The sequence below is a fragment of the Litorimonas taeanensis genome, assembly GCF_003634015.1.
Classification (GTDB): domain Bacteria; phylum Pseudomonadota; class Alphaproteobacteria; order Caulobacterales; family Maricaulaceae; genus Litorimonas; species Litorimonas taeanensis.
In genome coordinates this window covers 1521098-1538723 of the sequence record NZ_RBII01000001.1, presented here as the reverse complement: position 1 = coordinate 1538723, position 17626 = coordinate 1521098, and the positions used below count along the sequence as shown (strand labels likewise).

The window sequence follows — 17626 nt, the reverse complement described above, 5'->3', positions numbered from 1 at the left end:
ATTTTTTTGTATTATTTTGCAGTGGCGAGGCGTTTAAAATGCCCCTGCCGCCCACGCACTACCGAGCGCAATAACAGCGCCTGCGCCGAGATAGGCGACAGGGCGGAGAATGCTTGATTTTGGTTTTTCGGGTTGTTGGACGCCGCTGAGGTCAATCTCTCCCTCAGCCCATGCCTTAGCAAGTTTGGCGATGTTATCCGTGGCATCGGGTAATGTTTGTAGGGTCTTACGGGTACGATCAAGGCCATCAAGGAAATCATTAATATAGCGTTCTGGGCCAAGCTCTCGGCGGACGGCTTTTTCGACAATTGGGCGCGAGGCTTCCCACATATCAAAACTTGGGTCGAGACGCCGCGCGACGCCTTCGGCTTGCATCATTGTCTTTTGTAAAAGAATTAATTGCGGCTGCATTTCCATATCAAAGAGTTCCGTAATTTCCAAAAGCTGCATAAGCACTTTGGCCATAGAAACATCTTCGGCTTTTTTGCCAAATATAGGTTCTCCGACAGCGCGAAGCGCGCTCGCGAAATCTTCTATTTTATGGTGAGGGGGGACATAACCAATGTCGAAATGCACCTTGGCGATTTTATAGTAATCGCGCTGTAAAAATCCGTAAAGCGTATCAATTTCAAAGCGGATTTCCGCATCGCCAAGACGACCTAAAATTCCGAAGTCAATCAAGACAAGTTTTCCGTCATTATCTACAATCAAATTGCCTTCATGCATGTCGGCGTGAAACACACCATATTCAAAGGTCGAGGCCAGAAAGCTCTGAATAACTTGCCGCGCGAGATTTTGTTTAATGGTTTCGGGTTGCGCCAGAATGTCTGGTGAGGAAAGGGCGATGCCGTCTATCCATTCGCTGACAAGAATATTCTTCCCAATTAAATCCCAATGAATTTTGGGGACACGAAACAAACCCGTTTCTTCGGCGATTTCGGCCAGTTCGGATTGTCCCGCCGCTTCGAGGCGTAGATCGAGTTCGAGCATAACTGCACGGCGCGCTTCTGCTACGAAGGCTTTGGGGCGTAGACGGCGGAGTTTCGGTATGGCGGTATGAGCAAGACTGGCGACGAGGGCGATGGCGTCCATGTCTTTGGTCATGCGCTGAACGATATTGGGACGAAGCACTTTGACGGCGACGATTTCGCCATTATGAAGTTCGCCCTTATGCACTTGTGCGACAGAGGCCGCCGCGACGGGTTGGCTCAAGGATTTAAGATGCTTGCTCCAAGGCGCGCCCCATTCTACGGCCAGCGTTTTTTCGGCTTTATCCATAGAGAAGGGCGGTACTTTATCCTTAAGGCGAGAGAGGCCTTCTGCAAATTCGGCGTCAAACATATCGCCGCGCGTTGAAAGGATCTGCCCAAATTTAATATAGGCCGGGCCAAGGTCTTCGAGCGCATTTGCAAAGCGTTCGCCCGCATTTCCTTTACGATTGCCGATAGAAAATATCCGCGAAATAAATCCAATTATGCGCAAGGGCAGGGGCACGAGCGGCGCATATTCAACAGGCACAAGCGAGTCATGGCGAATAAGCACCCAAGCTGTCCGTAAGAGGCGGAAAAATGTCGCAATCATTTTCAACATAAGGCGCTTATAGGTGAGTGTGTTTCCGAGGTATATCTTTTCTTCTGGTTTCAGACCGTTTTGGAGAAAACGCCGCATCATATTCGCCGCCCCCTATACATTGACCCTTTAGTCCCCGTATGGAGGCTTTGCGGCGGCAAGTTCTTGGGAGCGCATAGGGGGCGGCGCACCCGAATTGAGCAGATGAAAAAAATCTGTGCTTTAACAGGCGCTTATTCTGGCTTTACGTATAGAGCTGGGTTTTCGGATTGCTTCTCTTGTCTCTCAGACTAAGGTTTTACACTTATAATCTAGATATAGTGGTAGAGAATGTGCCGGGCACATGATATGGCTTTTATGGAAAGAGATTCGGGTTGCGGGCTTGATACTCCCACAAAATAGTCAGACGATTTAAGGGATAGAAGACATGGGTAAAGTTGATTTTTTAGCAGATTCAAAGTCTGGGCTTTTACTCCCGAGTCTAAGCTATAAACCGTTTCGTTACCCTTGGGCCTATGACTTTTGGCAGAAACAACAACAAGTTCATTGGATGCCCGAAGAAGTGCCGCTCGGCGAAGACTGTAAAGATTGGGCCACCAATATTACAGAGAATGAACGAAATCTGCTGACTCAAATTTTCCGTTTCTTCACCCAGTCCGATGTCGAGGTTGGGGCGAATTACATGGAAAATTACATGCCCTTGTTTAAGCCTGTTGAGGTGCGCATGATGCTCGCGTCTTTTTCTAATATGGAGACTATTCATATTGCGGCTTATGCGCTCTTGCTTGAAACAATTGGTATGCCCGATTCCGAATTTTCGGCCTTTATGGAATATGAGGAAATGTCTGCCAAACATGATTATCTTGGGCAGTTCGGCGTGGATTCAGAACGCGATATCCTGACCTCTATGGCTGTCTTTGGCGGCTTTACCGAAGGGCTGCAATTATTTGCGTCTTTCGCCATGTTGATGAACTTTCCTCGTATGAATAAAATGAAGGGGATGGGCCAGATTGTTACGTGGTCTATTCGGGATGAAAGCCTGCATTGCGAAGGCATGATTAAGCTCTTCCACACATTCGCCAGAGAGACGGGCGCGCTCACTCCAGCTGTGGCTGATGACATTATTGATTGCTGTAAAACAGTGGTGAAGCTTGAGGACAAATTCATTGAACTCGCCTTTGAGCTTGGCCCCGTTGAAGGCATGACGGCAGAAGATATTAAACAATATATTCGCTATATTGCGGATTGGCGTTTGGGCCAATTAGGACTGCCAAAAATTTATGGCATTAAAGAGCATCCACTGCCTTGGTTGACGGAAATTACCAATGGTGTTGAACATGCTAACTTCTTTGAAGCGCGCGCTACGGAATATTCCAAAGGTGCAACAGAAGGTATCTGGCATGGTGATGATGGTGTTTGGGATAAATTTGAAAAAATGAGAACCAAGAAGACGCTTGAAGATACCATCGGATAAGCGCCCATAAATACAAAAATTAACCGCATTTATAATCAGGCTCATTCTATGACTTTAGGGTGAGCCTTTTGTTTTGACAGACCGTTATGACATGATACTCCACCCCTATGTCATTATTGCCGCTTTCAGATCGTCTTAAGCCCTTCACGTCGATTTTAAACTTCAGAGATTTTGGAGGGTATAAGACAAATGACGGCGCCGAAGTCGCGACGGGTAAACTCTTCCGCTCCGCGCATTTGAACACTCTATCCGATGAAGAGCTGGCGGCCATTGCTGCGTTGAAAATTGGTTTAGTCGTCGATTTGCGTCATAAACCTGAACGCGAACGTCAACCGTCCCGCTATCCTGTCGAGGACGAAGCGCGGGTGCTGACTTATCCTGATCCCATCTCAGCCAAAGGCAAGCAGGTCGCTCCGCATGAAGCTTTTATGGAGACACGCCTTAATACGGCACAAGACGCGCATGATTATATGATGCGGTCTTATTCGGCTCGCGCCCAAGATGTGGGTTTCAAAACCATATTCAAAGAGACCCTCCTACATATGGCAGAAACAGGAGAACCCATATTGGTGCATTGCGCCGCTGGGAAAGACCGTACGGGAACACTTGTGTCATTAATCCAAGGCCTGCTGGGCGTAGGCGGGGCGGACATCGGAGACGATTATTTGCTGACCAATAAGGCCGTGGATATCGACTCGTTTTTAGAGCCTGCGGCAAAAATGTTTACAAAGCGATATGGCCGCGAAATTGATCCCGAAGCCTTGCGTCCCATGTTTGGTGTAAACACAGAATACCTAGAAGCCGGGACTACCGGCATGGGAGATTATACCACCTATGCGACTTCTGTTTTGGGGATTACGCCTGAGGATATAGACAAAATCCGAAAACATTACCGGACTTCATCCTAGAGGCAGACATGCCTTAATTGCATTTCGCCGTATTGCCAGACGAAGTGCAGCTATATGTTTTACCTTCTGAACTCCCAAAGGTGACTTTTGAGGAACGTCTGGGCTTTAACATGAAAGTCTCTTTCATATTAATATCATTCTCAAAGAACATCGCTTTAAAAGGCGCGTATTTATAACCAATTCGCGCCACAACAATGCCGCTATTCTCATTGAGCAAGCTTGAATCAACTTTTGCAATATTGAAACTAGGGAGCGAGGCCGCTCCAGGATTCATGGTGGCCGATCCCACTAATGTGTCATTGCCATCGGTATCGCGCGTCCAACTGTCAATTTGAATGGTAACTTTACTCGCCTCTGGAACGGCCATGACGCGTAATGTGGCCGTTAAAACATCCTCTAATTCAGCCGCATCAATATCTGTTGATTGTGTCGTTAAATCTCCGGCAATATTGGTCGCATGAGAGACAGCACGGTTGACCGCAACGGCGGTGGCCACTTCAGCAAGGCCAAAATACATTGTTATGAGAAGAGGGGCCAATAAGGCGAATTCAATTGCGGCTAATCCGTCTTCTGACTTTTTAAGGCCAATCGTTTTCGCTTTTAAGTGCGATTTTACACCGCTAAGTGCGCGAAGGGGAGGAGCAAGAGTTTTATCTTTCAGAAGCATTTCTGTAATCCTTTAAAAGCGAGGCTTTTGAATAAAACGCGGCTAAATGGGGCAATCGCCGGGGGTCGAAAAAGGTTCATTTCGGAAAGCTGTTGAGGAATATAGCATGCGAATGCCGCTGCCTTCCCGTGTTTCCAAGCGCGTTAATGCCGCTGGCATGGCCAATTTATAGTAGTAAGTGGCCCGCGCGACGACAGGGTTCCCGCCTAATGTATTGTCTACAGATCCATTTGGCGCATCTTCATCTGCATCAATATCCGGGGCTTCAGGCAATATAATACGCGCGAAATTAGACCCTGTTAAAACGTCCACTCGAACATTACCTTTGCAATTACCGAGGCTAGACATGTTCTCACAGACTAATTCTTTGAATTTTTCGGCAGAATTACCACCGCAAGCCTGAAAATTACCCACACGAATTTGCCGCCCAGCTTCACTTACAGCATAGCTCATTGATGAGTTGATAAAGAGAATAATGGCAAGTTCCACAATGCCAAAAATCAACATGAGGAAGGGGATAGCGAGAATAGCAAATTCAATGGCCGCAGATCCGTCATCGCTGGAGCGAATACGTCTGGCGCGTCGATAAAGTCTATTGAAAGTTGTTTTGGTTATAAAAGACATAACTGACCCCAACCTTTCTGCTTGCCTGAAATAATTATAGTGTGAAGCCTATCAGGAAATGATTAAGGACCGTAAAAAAAACGCGCCTAACAATATGTTAAGCGCGTAAAAAGAAACAGGATATGATGGCCTGTCCATAGGCGTTAAGCCCTTATTTTTATACGATATTAATTCGTGAATTGTCTTTGAGGACTAGAGGCGGAATTGGGTTGCGAGGATAGCCCGCCCGCAAAATTTTGTGAGCTTGTAGCGGCAAAAGCTTCAGATGATTGAATAGAAGGCGAATTGGCTACATTGCTATTGATAAAGGCCGGATCGTCGCCCAAAATCGGTGAAGGCTGGCATTGCGGCGAACAATTATAGGATTGCCGCGCGGAGCGATTGAAAACGTGAACTCCATTACCTGTATTATTTTGTGAAACCCGAATGTCGGCATTCATCATAGTCGAGCCGTCAGGTGCCAAGACTATCAGATTGGTTTCACCAAAGCCGCGGCCGACGACAAAAAGCGTGTCCGCAGCATGAACAGAAACATCCGCAATGGCAGGGTTGCCGATAACAACGGCGCTGGCCGCCATGGGTAAGCGAACAATCTGAGTTTTATTCAGTTCAATGGAATAATTTTGTCCTGTCATAGCAGGGCCGGCAAATGCCGCTGTAGCGGCTAGGCTAGACGCCGCAAAAGCAATCAAAAAAGAAGAAAATTTACGCATAAGGGTCTCCGACATCGGTTAGGCTTTAACGGAATGTGGTGAATGAAGCGTTTACAAATTAATTTTCCAGATATGTTCTCTTCGTTTTTTCATAAGTCCCGAAAAAATTCGTGGGTTTATTAAGAAAGATTCGTGGGTTTATTAAGACGGAAAATACGCAAAAAAACTCTGAACTATAATAACCTATATAATGACAACGCGAATTTTCGCGTGAAATAATCTGACAAAAAAGCAAATTAATCAAAACTTTACCACATCCCTAAACGCGGAGGTAAGACTGGCTCTGTATAGATAGCTTCATCAGGGATTACCCTGTTATTGGGATTTCCCTCTCTAATCTATAGCATACGTGGGAGTAAGTTATGCAAAATCTAGTTACTCGTTTTATTAATGACGAATCAGGTGCAACAGCTATTGAATATGGTTTGATTGCCGCTCTAATCTCAGTTGCCCTTATCGGCGGCGCGACAACTTTGGGTACAAACATTGCATCCAAATTCTCTACAGCCGCTTCAACAGTTGGCGCTGCTTCAGAAAACACAGGTAGCTAATCCTACCTTGGACAGGATAGGCATCATCCTAAATATTGGGATGGTGCCCCTTGTCAAAGCCACCCAGCAGGGTGGCTTTTTTTGTAAGACTATAAGATGATTTTAGGAGGAAGTATGAAGTATCACAATATTTTCTATCGTTTCCTCATTGATGAAACGGGCGCAACGGCAATTGAATACGCTGTTATAATAGCTCTGATTGCAGGGGGTATTATATCCGCGGCCGGGTCACTTGGGGTCGCCATTAGCGGAAAATTTGAAACAGCAGCCGAATCGACTGGCGAAGCCGCGGCTGATCCTTAGTGAGGCTCTAAGGCCTATCTTTAGTTTTTAAAGTCTGACCGGGAAGAGAAACCCGATATTAAGACTATTTTGTTAGGCTGTGACCAACGAAGTAATAATGCAGCATGATGAAGTAAGGCGTCCTTACCCGTATGCTGATAAACCGTGGGTTGCCAAAGTGATAATGCCTTTTGTAATTTTTTTCAGTTTTTCACTCTGCATGCTTTGGGCGGCCATTACGGATGCGTCCAATATGAAAATATCTAACCGTAACAGCCTAGCAGTTGTTGCGCTTTTTATTATCGCAATCCCATTTTCATGGACAGGCTTGCCCGATCTAGGGGAGCATTTACTCGTTGGATTAACTGTCTTTGCGGCAGGGTTTATTATGTTTGCACTGGGCTGGCTCGGCGGGGGCGATGCAAAGCTTTTGGCCGCAACATCGCTTTGGTGGACTTGGGCCGATGTCTTTACCTATATTCTATGGGTCGGCATAATTGGCGGTGTTTTGGCGGCTCTTTTACTCGTCGGCCGTAAATATGCGCCTGTTAGTATTGCAACCTCGTCTTGGGGGTATGGGCTTTTCAAAGAAGAAAAGCAGATGCCTTATGGATTGGCACTGGCGGCAGCGGCGCTTATTACCTTGCCGGATAGCGCCATATTTAAAGCTGTCGTCGGGCTTTAACCCCTTAAATCCTCTATAAGCCTTTGGGCAGCCTCTAAGCGGGACGAGCTTGTGTTGGTGTGGTTCCAAAGGCTTCATTTCTAAGGTCTGTTACTGCTAATTGTGATTTATTCACTGTTGAACCTCATGAAAACTTCGCAAATCCCAGTTTTGTTAACGAATTCTTTGCCGTAATTTCCTACGTCTTAACCATAATTTATGGAATCTCGACCTATAGATTCCATAGGTGACGACCGTTTTTGGTCTTGTGAGGTTTTATGGATAGCGGAAAAATCAAGAAACTCGCGCTTTTAGGCGGCCTGCTTGTCGTGACATTTGTGGGCTATAAGACGTTTTTGACGCCTGAACCTGTTGTGGCGACGTCTGTGGAACCCGTTGTTGAGCAAGTGGAATATGTAGAAGTCCTTATGGCAAGCGCCGATATACCAATGGGCGCCCAGTTGAATTCCGATCTTGTGTCTTGGGTGCCATGGCCAAAAGAAAGCCTCTTACCGACATTGATTACAAATGCCGAAGAGGACCGTCCTCAAGCTATGGAAGAGTTTGAAAATGCAAATGCACGGGCGCGTTATGCAATTTTCGAAGGTGAACCTATTATTGATGCAAAAGTGGTTCTGGCTGGTGATAAAGGTGTTTTGGCGTCGCTTATCAGCCCAGGCATGAGAGCTGTCACAACGCGCATTTCTGTTGAAACTGCGGCGGGTGGTTTTATTCAGCCCGGTGACCGTGTGGATGTAATTTTAACAGAACAATTTGATCTTCAGAGAAATACGCAATCCTCTAATCAATCTAGCGGCATCGTCCGAGACGAAGTGCATATCTCAAATATATTATTTGAGAATGTCCAAGTCCTCGCCATTGATCAAACCTATGCGACAGATCCAGAGGGAGAGCCATATGTCATTGGTTCCTCCGCAACTTTTGAACTTAGCCCGGCTGATACTGTTCTTTTACAAGAGGCTCAATCATCAGGAGAGCTTAGCCTGACCCTAAGAGGAATTAATAGTTCACGCTCTATCGTGGCAAGTAAGGCAAAGAAATCTGTTTACAAACAAGAAGTTACGCCGCCAGACTTGGTTGTTTACCGTTCCGGTCAGCCTCAGCGTGTTGCGATAAGAGGTCAATAAATGACGTATCTTCCGAACAAATTCATAAAGCCCGCCCGAAAGGGCGCTCTTTTGGCAGGATCATCATTCTGTCTTTTATCAATGGCGGTCTTTAGTGCAGAAGCGGGTACGCGGTCTTATGCTGATATGAATAAGGTGACGGCCTCTTCGATTAACATTCAAGGCCCAAACCAAAGCGCCAATGAACGGTCAATAGTTTTACCTTATGGTAAGTCTTCAGTCGTCGAACTCCCCCAAGGGATTCAACAGGTTATTGTTTCAAACCCTGATGTCGTAGAAGCTGTGGCTCATACAACCCAAAGAACCGTGTTGATTGGCAAACAGGCCGGTCAGACAAATGTGTATTTCTATGGCCAAAATGACCAGCAGCTCTTGAACTTAAATATTCGTGTTGAACGCGATATTTCAGAGCTGGCAAGTTTGATTGCAAAACATGCTGGCGATGCTGATGTAGAAGTACAGGCGGTTCACAATAATATTTTGCTGACAGGGTCTGTGCAAAATGCAGCGAGCGCCGATAAAGTTGAAAAACTTGCGAAGTTATGGCTGAACGAGGTTGCGGCAGGCACTTATGCTCCGGGCGAAATTGTCAACCTTATGTCCATTCAAGGCCGCGATCAGGTCATGTTGAAAGTCCGCATTGTAGAAATGCAGCGCTCTGTCACAAAACAGCTTGGCTTTAACCTAGGCGCCGTGGCGCAATTAGGCGAATCAACAGTCTCACTTGTCAGCAATAACGCCATTGAGTCGGCGACTGGGTTAACCGCAAATGGTACATTTGTACCTGCGGGCGGGGATATTCAGAATATCACAGGCGCTATGCAAGCCTTAGAGCGTGTCGGTCTTATTCGCACGCTCGCAGAGCCCAGCTTGACGGCTATTTCGGGCGAGACGGCCAATACGCTTATCGGGGGTGAATTCCCACTCCTTACAAATGTCTTTATTGATGAATTTGGCCAAACCCAACGCGAGTTTGAGTTTAAGCCTTATGGTGTTTCACTCGGCTTTACGCCTGTTGTGCTGAGCGAAGGGCTGATTTCACTTAATATTTCCACAGAAGTTTCAGAGCCGACGACCGAAGGGTCATTTGAAACGGGCGGGTTGTCTTCGGATATTTTAGGTTTGCGAGTACGCCGGGCCAATACCGTTGTTGAAATGCCAGCAGGGGGGAGCCTCGTGATTGCGGGTCTTATCCGCGAAGAAAGCCGCAGCGCTAGTGATGGCACGCCGGGCGTGAAAGACATCCCTGGATTGGGCGCTTTGTTCCGCAATAGTGATACAACCAACACACAAACAGAATTAGTTGTGATGGTCACGCCATATTTGGTGGATGCTACTCACCCTGACAAATTACAGACGCCGCTCGACGGGTTTAAAGCTACAAATGATACGAACTCATTTTTGATGGGCCGTTTAAACGAAGTCTATGCCGCAAATGGTAAGCCACCGCTGAAAGAGCCAACCTTGGGCGGCCCCTTTGGTCATGTGGTGGATTAGGAGAAATCAATGAAACATGCTCATAAATTACTCCTGAATTTGGTTCTGGCGGCAACGGGTACGGCCGTTTTATCGGCCTGTGCGTCGCCATCTTCTAACCTGCCGCAAACTGTTATGCGCAGCCCGATAAAAGTGGCTGAAAGCGTTGAGCGTCTTGAGCTTTATACACGCTCGACGGGTTTGGAGCTATCGGCGCGAGATAGCTATGCCGTGGCTCAGTTTTTACAGGCTTATGGACAAAGCGGCGATGGCCCCCTTTATATGAATATGCCTTCTGCCTCTAAATCCACTATGGGGGCCCAGCAAACAGATACATTGCTGCGCACGATGATGGCGCAATCTGGGATTAATCCTGCGGCTCTACAGGTCGGGGAATACCAATCTACACCGAATGCCCCAGCGCCTGTTGTTGTGTCATATCGGACATTGAAAGCTATCCCAGCCGATTGTCGGTTTATGGATGATCTGAGCTTTACGCATAATAATGAGCCTTATGCCTCATTTGGATGTTCACAATCGGCCAATCTTGCGGCGATGATTTCTGATCCGCGGCAATTGCTAGAACCTTATGCGACGACCTCTCCAAATTCACAGCGCCGGACTGTTGTCTATGACAAATATATCCAAGGTGAATCAACGGCTTCTGAACGGCCGCCTTTGCAAGTCACGACATTTGAGAGTGAATAGAGTGAACTTTTTTCCAAGACATATGAACGTCAGCCAGTCTGCGCAAACACGTCTTGGCCTTAAGACGGAAATGACCGGATAACGCCCATGACACAAAGTCCAATACCTACGCCACAACCTACGCAAACGGCTTCTCCATTGCCCGTCCCGTCTCCGCGTCCGATGACGCCGCCGCAAATCATGCCGCAAGCCGTACCAAGTTTTCCGCCTCAGGCCCCGCAACAAGCTGCGCCGCAGGCTATGCCGCCTGCTTATCCGCAACAAGGTGGACAACCTGCAGGCTATCCGGCTCCGCAGCCACAACCGCAACATATGGCGCCGCGTCCCCCTATGCCCGGCCAAAACCCGCATATGCCTCAGGCTCCGCAGCCAGGATTTATGCCCCAAGGCCAAATGCAGCCCGCATCACAAGGTATGCCGCCTCAAGGTATGCCGCCTCAAGGTATGCCGCCTCAAGGTATGCCGCCTCAAGGTATGCCGCCTCAAGGTATGCCTCCGATGGGCATGCCGCAAATGGGCATGCCGCCGATGATGGGCGACGAAGAAGAATCAGCCCGTGAAGGCGGTGAAAAAGCTTTGCCGCAAATTTCTATTCAGGCTTTTTGTGATCGCCAAGAAACAGCGTCCGTTATCAATGACATGACCCGTGATTGGCGTATGAAACGGGTCAATACAAAGATTTACATGGGCGGATTACCGGCCGCGACTGAGTTTTATCACAAAGAAAACACACCAAACCTCATTTTGGTTGAGACGGGTATGCGCGGCGCGGAATTGTTTGCGCAGCTCGAATCTTTGGCGTCAGTTTGTGATGAAGGCACCAAAGTTATTATCATTGGCGCCGCCAATGACATTCGGCTGTATCGCCAATTAATTGATAAAGGTGTTTCCGATTATATCGTACCGCCGCTTTTGCCTCTTACGCTCATTCGTTCAATTGGTGATTTATACTCTGATCCAGAGGCGCCATTTGTGGGACGTGTGGCGGCATTCTTTGGTGCGAAAGGCGGCGTGGGTTCGTCTACTCTGGCTCATAATATTGCATGGTGCTTGTCTGAACATATGAAACAAGAAACGGCCTTGGTCGATTTGGATAGCTCTTTTGGCACAACGGGTCTCGATTTCGCATATGATAATGCACAAGGGTTAGAAGAAGCCCTTTCAGAACCAGACCGCCTTGACGAAACTTTGCTCGATCGCATCATGATCCGTCATACAGAAAAGCTCTCAATTCTTCCCGCAGCAAGCTCTTTAAATTCAAAACCTATTTTGGACGAAGTGGCTTACGAAGCTGTTGTGAATGGTGTGCGCTCTATCAGTCCTGTTACAATTTTGGATATGCCGCATTTCTGGTCAGATTGGACAACGAATATTCTGACAGGTGTTGATGATGTCGTCATCACAGCGACGCCTGACCTTGCGAATTTACGCAATACGAAGAACCTCGTAGATTTTTTACGGGCAGAGCGTCCCAATGACCCTGATCCAATTCTAATTTTAAATAAAACGGGCATGTCAAAAAATGCAGAAATTCCCATGCGGGAATTTGCGTCTGCAGTTGGCTTAGAACCTAACCTTGTCATTAGCTTTGACCCAGACAGCTTTTTTGAAGCGGCCAATGAAGGCAAAATGCTTGACCAAGTGAAGTCTGCTGAAGGCACTGTCAAAGGGCTACAATATTTGGGTGAGCGCCTCAGAACAGGCCGCTTCGCCTCAGAGATGGACCTACAAAAAGGACGGAAAGGCCGCTCTAAGAAAGCTAAAAAAGAGGGCGCTGTTGACGCTGGTGCTGGCGGCGCGAAATCCTCTCTCTTTTCATTTTTGAAAAAAGGAAAGTAATCGTCCATGTTCGGTAAACGCTCAGAATCTGCGGCTTTAGCCAAACCCGCGACCGAAAAGAAGGTTGTGACGCCAGCGCCTTCTGCTGCGCCGTCACCGGCTAAGGAAAACCAAGCGGCTCGCGCAGAGCCTTCAAGCGAATATTACGACACAAAAGCGACGATCTTTAATGCGCTTTTTGAAACGATTGACGTCTCGGCCTTGGCTGGGATGCAATCAGATAAAGCGCGCGAAGAAATTCGGACGATTGTTGATGAAATTATTGCCATTCGGAATGTCCGTCTGTCAGTGGCTGAACAAAACCAACTCATCACTGAGATTTGTGATGATATTCTGGGTTATGGCCCGCTGGAACCGCTCTTAATGCGGGATGACATCGCCGATATCATGGTGAATGGCGCGAAGCACGTCTTCATCGAAACCAATGGTAAAATGATTAAAACGAATATTCGTTTCCGCGATAATACGCAGCTTATGAATATCTGTCAGCGTATCGTGTCTCAAGTGGGCCGGCGCGTTGATGAAGCCTCGCCAATTTGTGATGCGCGTTTGCTGGACGGTTCACGGGTTAACGTGATTGCGCCGCCGCTTTCAATTGATGGGCCGGCGCTCACTATTCGGAAATTTAAGAAAGATAAATTACGTCTGGCCGACTTGGTTGGATTTAAATCTATTTCTCCAGCCGGCGCGCGGGTTTTGGAAATTATTGGGGCCTGTCAGTGTAATATTGTTATTTCTGGCGGTACGGGCTCTGGTAAGACAACTTTGTTGAACTGTTTAACTGGATTTATCCATCCTGATGAGCGGATTATTACTTGTGAAGATGCGGCGGAATTACAGCTTCAACAGCCTCATGTTGTGCGCCTTGAAACACGTCCTCCGAACCTTGAAGGCAAGGGTAAAATCACCATGTCAGATTTGGTGAAAAACTGTCTGCGTATGCGTCCAGAACGTATTATCGTGGGTGAGGTGCGTGGCCCCGAAGCTTTTGACCTCTTACAGGCGATGAACACAGGCCATGATGGTTCAATGGGAACGCTCCATGCTAACTCCCCACGTGAAGCCCTTTCGCGTTTGGAATCTATGATTACAATGGGCGGTTTCTCACTGCCTGCGAAAACTATTCGCGAAATGATTGTGGGCTCCGTGGATATTATTGTTCAGGCGACACGTCTTCGCGATGGTTCTCGTCGTATTACAAAAATCACCGAAGTCATCGGTATGGAAGGCGACGTTATCGTTACCCAAGATCTTATCGTTTATGAAATGGACGGTGAAGATGCGAATGGCAAAATTATTGGTGAGCATAAATCTACAGGTATTGCTCGGCCCGCATTCTGGGATCGCGCGCGTTACTTTAACCTTGAAAAAGAACTGGCGCAGGCCTTGGACGAGGCGGGTAGCTAACCCATGGATCAAACAACCCTTATAGCGGTTCTGGGCGGCGTGTTTATTTTAGTCGCTGCCTATATCCTTATGGATGGAGGCGGTAAGCGCGATGAACGCGTATCGGCTCTGAGTGGCAAAAAAGACACCAAAAATGGGCTGTTAAGCCGCCTTAAGGTTGAGGATTCAGGCTCACGTCGGAAACAAATCGAAGAGTCTCTGTCTAAGATTGAAGAACGTCAAAAACGTAAAAAGAAAAAAGCCAAGTCATTGGAAATGCGTTTGGTTCAAGCCGATTGGAAAATGAAGAAAGAAAACTTCATGATAATGTCAGCTATTCTCGCCGTTATTGCGGGGGGGCCGGCTTTTGTATTAGGGGCTAAACCTCTTGTTTGTGCGGGCTTGGCATTTGTCGTTGGATTTGGTCTGCCGCGCTTTATTTTAAATGCAGCTATCAATAAACGTCAGAAGAAATTCACGGCGCATTTTGCTGATGCGATGGATATTATTGTGCGCGGCGTACGGACAGGTTTGCCTTTGGGTGATTGTTTGAAAATCATTGCCCATGAAAGTCCAGACCCCTTAGGCGCTGAATTTCGCCGCGTTGTGGAAGGCGAAAGCCTCGGTATTCCAATCGAGGTCTGCCTAGAACAAATGTATGAACGCATGCCTATCTCAGAAGTGAACTTCTTTGCCACAGTATTGAATATTCAAAAAACGACAGGTGGTAATTTGGGGGAAAGTCTCTCGAATTTGTCTACTGTTTTACGGGGGCGTAAAATTCTACGGGAAAAAATTAAAGCCTTATCTTCTGAAGCCAAAGCTTCTGCGATGATTATCGCGGCGCTTCCGATTGTGGTTATGGTCTTGGTGACGATTATGTCGCCAGATTATATGAAAGAGCTCTATTTCACGCCAACTGGCCAACGTAATTTAATGATTGGCGCCGTCATGATGTTCATGGGAACATATATGATGCGCAAAATGATTAACTTTAAGTTCTAAGGAAGGGCTCGCTATGACAGCTGAATCAATGACCCTTTTCCAGAACGCGGCGTTTCTGTTGATTTCCGTGCTGACGGTGGCCACTCTCTATATGATTGTTTCGCCGCTCCTCGAAGGGGATAAGCTTAAAAAACGGATGAATTCCGTGGCGAACGCGCGTGAAAGCCTAAAGCAATCACGGAAAGAAGAGCTGAATAAAAATACTGGCTTACGCAGTAATCAAAAAGGATTTTCAAAGAATTTCGTTGATCGGTTCTCTTTGGAAAAACTATTAGAGGCTTCTGACATTAAGGATAAGCTGGCCCAAGCGGGTATGCGTGGCCAACAGCCTATTTATACATTCTATTTGTTCCGCCTGATTATGCCAATTGTCCTGACTGTCTTGGGTATTGTTTTCTTTGTCGTGCTAAATGTGCGCGAATGGTCACTGGCGCAGAATATCTTTGTAACGCTTTGTTTGACCCTGACTGGTCTGTATTTGCCCGGGATTTATGTAAAGAATGTTGCGGGTAAACGCTTGGCGGCGATTACCCCTGTTTTCCCCGATGCTCTTGATTTGCTCTTAATCTGTGTGGAATCGGGTATGTCTGTTGAATTAGCCTTTGGCCGCGTTGCAGAAGAAATGGCCGAAAGTTCTGTTGAATTGGCTGAGGAATTCTCTCTGACAACAGCGGAATTATCATATTTATCAAGCCGCCGTGTGGCCTATGAAAACTTTGCAAGACGTAATGATCACCCGGGTATCAAGGCCGTATCGACCGCCCTTATTCAGGCCGAGCGTTACGGTACGCCCTTGGGCGATACACTTCGCACAATGGCCAATGAGAACCGCCAAATGCGGGTGATGCAAGCTGAAAAGAAAGCCGCCTCTCTGCCGGCGAAGCTGACTGTGCCAATGATTTTATTCTTCTTGCCAGTTCTCTTTATCGTTATCTTGACGCCAGCCGCCATGCGCCTTGGAAGTGCGCTAGGTTAAAAAGAATGCCTCATAGCTGAGGCTTCAAGATCAAAACAACCAAACACGCATAATTGACCTTAGGCTATGCGTGTCAGCCTATTGAAGCTAGAGCGATAAAAGCTCAAGCCATGCGAAAGCCACAGCCATAAGTCATGGATTATTTTAGTCTGCGATAAGCCGCATAATTAACGGCGTGTGCGCGCCGCGCCGCGGCTCTCTGTATATGTTGTAGAGGGCGTGTATGTTGTAGAGGGTGCTGGCTGATAATTTTCCGTATTCGCATAGGGCTGCGGCGGATAAGCCTGCCCATCTTGTGTCTGCGTATAAGGATTATAGCCATTTTGTATTTGTTGCTGACGCCCTGGGTAATAAGGGGTTTGCGTTGAGCCTTGTTGCACTTGCCCCATAACACCTTGCTGTTGAACGGCCTGTTGGCGAAGTGCAGGGTTAGCAGGCCGCGCGCCGACATTACCCGCTAGTTTAGCAAGAATATCATCTTGTTGCTGACGCTGATTGGGGCTTATGGCGGCGGCAGAGGAACGCTGAGAGGATTGCCGAGCGGCTTGGCGGGCAGCGTCGCTCGCTGACATAGCATTGGGATAGGTGGTTGCGCTGGCCTTATAATCAGGCTGTGGCGGAATGGATTGTCCACCTGATATTGGCGCATATTGCCCTTGAGTGGCCTTCGTAATAGAGGGCGAATTTGTTGTCGTCACATTGGGCGGCGGCGTGTTAAATGTACTGGGTCTTGATAGGGCCGTATGAGGTGCGTTGCCCAAGGGTACAGATCCGCGTAACTGATGTGCTGGCTGGCTGTTAAATTTTGGCATCTGGCCCGAGCTTTGCTGAGCGGCCAAGCGCGCCATTTTCTCGGCTTCTTCGGTTTTACCTTGTATTTGCAATACGAGGGCTAGATTTTGATGAACGCTTTTGGAAGCGCCGGGAATAGAGGCCGCACGGCGTAGCCACATTTCTGCGTTTTGAGGATCGCCCGATAGAGCATAAGACAGCCCTAAATTGGCCATGACGCTGGGGTCATTTGGCGTAATCTTTAACGCTTGGCCATAGTGTTTTCTAGCCAGAGCATATTGCTCTTGTTGGTCAAGCGCGGCGCCTTTTAATGACCAAAGCCGCCCATATGCCGGGGCGTAAGTCAGGGCTTGGTCTAGAGGTTCGATAGCATCCCCCGCCCGTTGCGAGGCAATAAGAGCCGCGGCATATTCTGCCGTTAAATACGGGTCTCTGGGATAAAGCGCGCGCGTCGTTTGTGTGATTTCCACAGCGCGCTGCGGATTGCCGACTTTGCGAACAGCTGCAGACAGCTTTATCGCCGCTTCGAGGTCGGCGGGGTTGAGTTCATATTCACGCATCCAAAAAGCCGCTTGCGCTAAAAGCTCTTGCGTCTCGATACTATCTCGAAGTGAACGAGGGGCGGGTTGAAAGCTCTCTTTGCCCATCGTCTCTGACATTTCTTGTTCTGCGGGTGAATATTGCGGCGCGGCAGCGCAGGCCGTTAAGAATAGGGCCAAAGCGCTTGTGGCTAAGATGGCGCGTAATTGTGTTCGAGGCATGTTGGCTCTTTCACCTGCGGTAAAACGTATTGTCTGTCAGACCACGCTTGCACCTATTTATGATTCCGTTAACAAACGTAAAC

Annotated in this window: 17 protein-coding genes; 12 read left to right on the top strand and 5 right to left on the bottom strand. The window is 47.7% G+C overall.

Annotation, left to right across the window (positions count from 1 at the left end; genetic code table 11):
- Nucleotides 1–33 precede the first annotated feature (33 nt).
- Entirely contained in the window at nt 34–1671 is a 1638-nt protein-coding gene (locus tag DES40_RS07020; RefSeq protein WP_233345481.1) for an ABC1 kinase family protein, read from the bottom strand.
- Nucleotides 1672–1996: 325 nt separating this feature from the next.
- Between DES40_RS07020 and DES40_RS07015 the strand changes: the two genes are divergently transcribed.
- Together DES40_RS07015 and DES40_RS07010 are read left to right on the top strand one after the other, a co-directional pair.
- The gene (locus DES40_RS07015; protein WP_121099973.1) at nt 1997–3043 is read left to right on the top strand and encodes a ribonucleotide-diphosphate reductase subunit beta; all 1047 of its coding nucleotides are present in this window, start codon (nt 1997–1999) and stop codon (nt 3041–3043) included.
- A gap of 107 nt (nt 3044–3150) precedes the next feature.
- Nucleotides 3151–3951 carry a tyrosine-protein phosphatase gene (locus DES40_RS07010; protein WP_121099971.1) on the top strand — a complete coding sequence of 267 codons (801 nt, stop codon included), beginning with the start codon at nt 3151–3153 and terminating at the stop codon, nt 3949–3951.
- Nucleotides 3952–3964: 13 nt separating this feature from the next.
- Here the strand turns inward: DES40_RS07010 and DES40_RS07005 are convergent, their stop codons facing one another.
- From DES40_RS07005 to DES40_RS06995, 3 genes are all read right to left on the bottom strand, one after another.
- Complete coding sequence (locus DES40_RS07005; protein WP_121099969.1) at nt 3965–4618, bottom strand: TadE/TadG family type IV pilus assembly protein; 654 nt, start codon at nt 4616–4618, stop codon at nt 3965–3967.
- A gap of 42 nt (nt 4619–4660) precedes the next feature.
- Complete coding sequence (locus DES40_RS07000) at nt 4661–5242, bottom strand: TadE/TadG family type IV pilus assembly protein (RefSeq protein WP_121099967.1); 582 nt, start codon at nt 5240–5242, stop codon at nt 4661–4663.
- Nucleotides 5243–5409: 167 nt separating this feature from the next.
- Nucleotides 5410–5955 (bottom strand): pilus assembly protein N-terminal domain-containing protein, encoded by a 546-nt coding sequence (locus DES40_RS06995; protein WP_170144914.1) that lies wholly within the window; start codon nt 5953–5955, stop codon nt 5410–5412.
- A gap of 362 nt (nt 5956–6317) precedes the next feature.
- On the opposite strand from DES40_RS06995, the gene DES40_RS06990 reads away from it, so the two are divergent.
- The 10 genes from DES40_RS06990 to DES40_RS06945 all read left to right on the top strand — a co-directional run bounded on the left by DES40_RS06990 (nt 6318) and on the right by DES40_RS06945 (nt 15990).
- The gene (locus DES40_RS06990) at nt 6318–6506 is read left to right on the top strand and encodes a Flp family type IVb pilin (RefSeq protein ID WP_121099964.1); all 189 of its coding nucleotides are present in this window, start codon (nt 6318–6320) and stop codon (nt 6504–6506) included.
- A gap of 114 nt (nt 6507–6620) precedes the next feature.
- On the top strand, nt 6621–6809 hold the full coding sequence (locus DES40_RS06985; RefSeq protein WP_121100508.1) for a Flp family type IVb pilin: 189 nt from the start codon (nt 6621–6623) through the stop codon (nt 6807–6809).
- A 79-nt stretch (nt 6810–6888) separates the two neighbouring features.
- The gene (locus DES40_RS06980; protein WP_147405869.1) at nt 6889–7473 is read left to right on the top strand and encodes an A24 family peptidase; all 585 of its coding nucleotides are present in this window, start codon (nt 6889–6891) and stop codon (nt 7471–7473) included.
- A gap of 257 nt (nt 7474–7730) precedes the next feature.
- Nucleotides 7731–8600 (top strand): Flp pilus assembly protein CpaB, encoded by an 870-nt coding sequence (gene cpaB, locus DES40_RS06975; RefSeq protein WP_121099960.1) that lies wholly within the window; start codon nt 7731–7733, stop codon nt 8598–8600.
- Entirely contained in the window at nt 8601–10097 is a 1497-nt protein-coding gene (locus DES40_RS06970) for a type II and III secretion system protein family protein (RefSeq protein ID WP_121099958.1), read from the top strand. It abuts the gene before it with no gap.
- Nucleotides 10098–10106: 9 nt separating this feature from the next.
- Complete coding sequence (locus DES40_RS06965) at nt 10107–10784, top strand: CpaD family pilus assembly protein (RefSeq protein WP_121099956.1); 678 nt, start codon at nt 10107–10109, stop codon at nt 10782–10784.
- Between the two features lie 87 nt (nt 10785–10871).
- Nucleotides 10872–12623: an AAA family ATPase gene (locus DES40_RS13470; RefSeq protein WP_147405868.1), complete on the top strand. Its 1752-nt coding sequence runs from the start codon at nt 10872–10874 to the stop codon at nt 12621–12623.
- Nucleotides 12624–12629: 6 nt separating this feature from the next.
- Nucleotides 12630–14030: a CpaF family protein gene (locus DES40_RS06955; protein ID WP_121099952.1), complete on the top strand. Its 1401-nt coding sequence runs from the start codon at nt 12630–12632 to the stop codon at nt 14028–14030.
- A gap of 3 nt (nt 14031–14033) precedes the next feature.
- The gene (locus DES40_RS06950) at nt 14034–15014 is read left to right on the top strand and encodes a type II secretion system F family protein (protein ID WP_121099950.1); all 981 of its coding nucleotides are present in this window, start codon (nt 14034–14036) and stop codon (nt 15012–15014) included.
- A 13-nt stretch (nt 15015–15027) separates the two neighbouring features.
- Nucleotides 15028–15990: a type II secretion system F family protein gene (locus DES40_RS06945; protein ID WP_121099948.1), complete on the top strand. Its 963-nt coding sequence runs from the start codon at nt 15028–15030 to the stop codon at nt 15988–15990.
- A gap of 167 nt (nt 15991–16157) precedes the next feature.
- On the opposite strand, the gene DES40_RS06940 is transcribed toward DES40_RS06945, so the two are convergent.
- Nucleotides 16158–17543, bottom strand: coding sequence for a tetratricopeptide repeat protein (locus DES40_RS06940; protein WP_121099946.1), 1386 nt, complete (start codon nt 17541–17543; stop codon nt 16158–16160).
- Between the last annotated feature and the right edge of the window lie 83 nt (nt 17544–17626).